Below are 2,832 nucleotides of genomic sequence, written 5' to 3' on the forward strand. Positions count from 1 at the left end.
GCGCCAAATCGCTCTACGGTGAAAACCACGAAAAACTGAGCGTCCTGATCGAGCGGGGGAGTGAGTTGGAGCGTGAATTGAAACGGAAAAACCGCGAGGTGGATGAGCGACTCGAAACCCTGAAATCCCAAGAAGCGGCACTCAAAGAGGCTATGGAGTATTTGCGCGTTGAACTCGACGCCGAGAAATCAAAACTCCGTGCAGGGTATGATGAAGCAATCCGCGAAGCCAAAGAGGCGGCTAAGGGGATGGATATGGCGGCAATCCACCGTCAGCTCAACAAGGCGCAGGCGAAACTTCCGAAACCTGAGCCTATCAAGCTCACCGAACCCGAACCGATTATCTATATTGTAGGGCAGAGTGTAAAATACCGCACTCAGCGTGGAACGGTCGTCAGTGTCGGAGCCAAAGATGCGATGATCGAGGTGGAGGGGATACGGTTGCGGGTCAAACTCACCGATCTCAAACCCAGCGGCAACCTCCCGAAAAAGCCTAAAGTGACGGTCACGTCGCAAATCGAGCAAAAAAGCGGTCTGAAACTCGATCTTCACGGATTGCGTGGGGAAGAGGCATGTGAGCGGATGGACAAATTCCTCTCCGATGCGCTCTTGCAGGGATTCGATGAGGTGATTATCTATCACGGTATCGGAACGGGGAAACTTTCCTACGCCGTCAAAGAGTTTTTAAAAGGTCATCCGAGTGTCAAAAGTTTTACCGATGCCCCTCAACATCTTGGGGGATTTGGGGCGAAGATCGTTCGTCTTTAAAAGTTCTCGTCATCCCGTACTTGATACGGGATCTATTTCTTTTCCCATTCACCCTCCTTGCAATCCTTCTCATTTCACAGTAAAATCTTTAAAAATATGTCATTTTGTTAAATTTTGATAGATAGATTTTGAACTTAGGCATTATTAGTATCTGATTATCTGTTAAAAATTCGATCACAAATATATTTTTGAATGAATAGATAGTTACATGCCCTCACAATATGGAGATATAGGATGAATCCTGATAAATACAATAGAAGTATTAGTTTGCTATGCCCCACCTGTGCCTGTTCTGACTTTTCTTATGAGGAAGGGGAGAATGAAACTATTCAAGTAATGACATGTGCTTCTTGTGGAAGAGAACTCAATAAAGATGAACTGATTCGCGAGAATAGTGAAAATATTGATGAGCATTTCTCTGAAATAAAAAATGAAGTGACTAAGGACGTTGCTGATGAACTCCGAAAATCTTTGAAAAAAGCTTTTTCAGGAAGTAAAAATATAAGGTTTAAATAATGTCAGTCTCTATTGATACAGGAGATGTGATAGCTGGACTGGCATTTTTTCTGTCAGCATACGCAACTTGGCAAACTGTCAGTTTTAATAAAAAGCAGAAATCTCTTGTGGAAAGCCAAGAAAAGCTAAATATCCGTCTCTTGGAAAAAGAAAATGAAGATGCACTGAAAGAAAAAAGAGCTGATCTTGGAACATCTTTTATAAAGTTAGGAAGTAGTAAATATAGGCTAAAAATATGGAATAAAGGATCTGCAACAGCAAAAAATGTCAGACTGGAGTTTCCAGAAGGCAATGATGTAATTATTGATTCTGAAGTAACAGATAAATTTCCAATGGAAAGTTTAGAGAGGTATCAATCTGTAGAGCTTATTGCCATAGTCCATATGCAAACTAAGAGAAAGCATGTTGTACGGCTTATATGGGAAGATGATGCACAGCCCTATAATGAAAAATTATCTTACCCAACACTATAAAAAATACAATAACAATTGGGGTCAGGTGATAACTATAATAATCCTGTTCTAAAAGGGAAAAGGCTACTCTTTCATATTTAAATTTAGAAAATGCTGTAAATCTTTGATTTCCCCCTTCTTGACAACCTACCTATAAATGATTATAATGATTCTAAAAAGTACAGGATATTGAACATGCAAGTGGTAAATTACACCGAAGCTCGCAATAACTTCAAATCTATCCTTGATCAAGTGTGCGACGATTTTGAGCCGATGATCATCACCCGCAAAAACGGTTCGGCGGCAGTGCTCATCTCTATCGAAGAGTACAACAGTTTCAAAGAAACCGCCTATCTCCTCTCGACACCCGCAAACGCCACGCGGTTGGCTGAGTCGCTCAAACAATCAGGTCGCGGAGAGATCGAAACACATGAGTTGATCGAGGCATGATGCTCGGCTGGACACCGAACGGATGGGAAGACTATCTGTTTTGGCAGGAAAATGATCGTAAAATTCTCAAACGGATCAACAAACTGATTCAAGATATAGTGCGTAATCCGACCTCCCTTGAGGGAATCGGGAAACCCGAACGGCTCAAAGAAAACCTATCGGGGCTGATGTCACGACGGATCGATGAGGAACATCGTTTAGTCTATGAGCCGAAAGAGAAAATAGTGATTATCCATCAATGCCGTTTTCATTATGGATCATAATATGAAGAAAGAAACTAACTAATTATCGAAAGTATTGAACCATGACCCAAACCGAATTCCAAAACGCCGTAAAACAACTCCAAAAATACTCCTACCACTATTACGTCCTCGATGACCCGATCACGACAGACGAAGAGTACGACATTCTCTATCACCTCGTGGTAGCGTATGAGACTGAACATCCGAACGAAATAATTCCCGATTCTCCGACACAGCGGGTAGGGGATGTCCCTCAGGATAAATTTGACAAAGCACAGCATCTTAGCCGTATGTGGAGTCTCGAAGACCTTTTTAACCGCGAGGAGTTGGAAATGTGGGTCAACCGTATCACGAAAGGGTACGGGGATGTCCGTTTCTATTGCGAACCCAAATTTGACGGGGCGA

The 2,832-nt window shown here is 42.4% G+C and carries 5 protein-coding genes and 1 pseudogene; all 6 read left to right on the forward strand.

Annotation, left to right across the window (positions count from 1 at the left end):
- Positions 1–767, forward strand: a 767-nt coding sequence (locus Q0C19_RS11770; protein WP_295056316.1) for a Smr/MutS family protein, incomplete at its 5' end; no start/stop codon positions are given.
- A 234-nt stretch (positions 768–1,001) separates the two neighbouring features.
- Positions 1,002–1,283, forward strand: a complete 282-nt coding sequence (locus Q0C19_RS11775; protein WP_295056319.1) for an NMD3-related protein — start codon at positions 1,002–1,004, stop codon at positions 1,281–1,283.
- A complete protein-coding gene (locus Q0C19_RS11780; RefSeq protein ID WP_295056322.1) occupies positions 1,283–1,756 on the forward strand; it encodes a hypothetical protein in 474 nt (157 codons plus the stop codon). Before Q0C19_RS11775 ends, Q0C19_RS11780 begins: the two co-directional genes overlap by 1 nt.
- Before the next feature lie 174 nt (positions 1,757–1,930).
- The gene (locus Q0C19_RS11785; RefSeq protein WP_295056325.1) at positions 1,931–2,185 is read left to right on the forward strand and encodes a type II toxin-antitoxin system prevent-host-death family antitoxin; all 255 of its coding nucleotides are present in this window, start codon (positions 1,931–1,933) and stop codon (positions 2,183–2,185) included.
- Entirely contained in the window at positions 2,182–2,448 is a 267-nt protein-coding gene (locus Q0C19_RS11790) for a Txe/YoeB family addiction module toxin (protein WP_295056328.1), read from the forward strand. Before Q0C19_RS11785 ends, Q0C19_RS11790 begins: the two co-directional genes overlap by 4 nt.
- A gap of 41 nt (positions 2,449–2,489) precedes the next feature.
- A pseudogene (locus Q0C19_RS11795) lies at positions 2,490–2,832 on the forward strand (NAD-dependent DNA ligase LigA); the annotation flags it as partial.

The organism is Sulfuricurvum sp., from assembly GCF_023250475.1.
Classification (GTDB): domain Bacteria; phylum Campylobacterota; class Campylobacteria; order Campylobacterales; family Sulfurimonadaceae; genus Sulfuricurvum.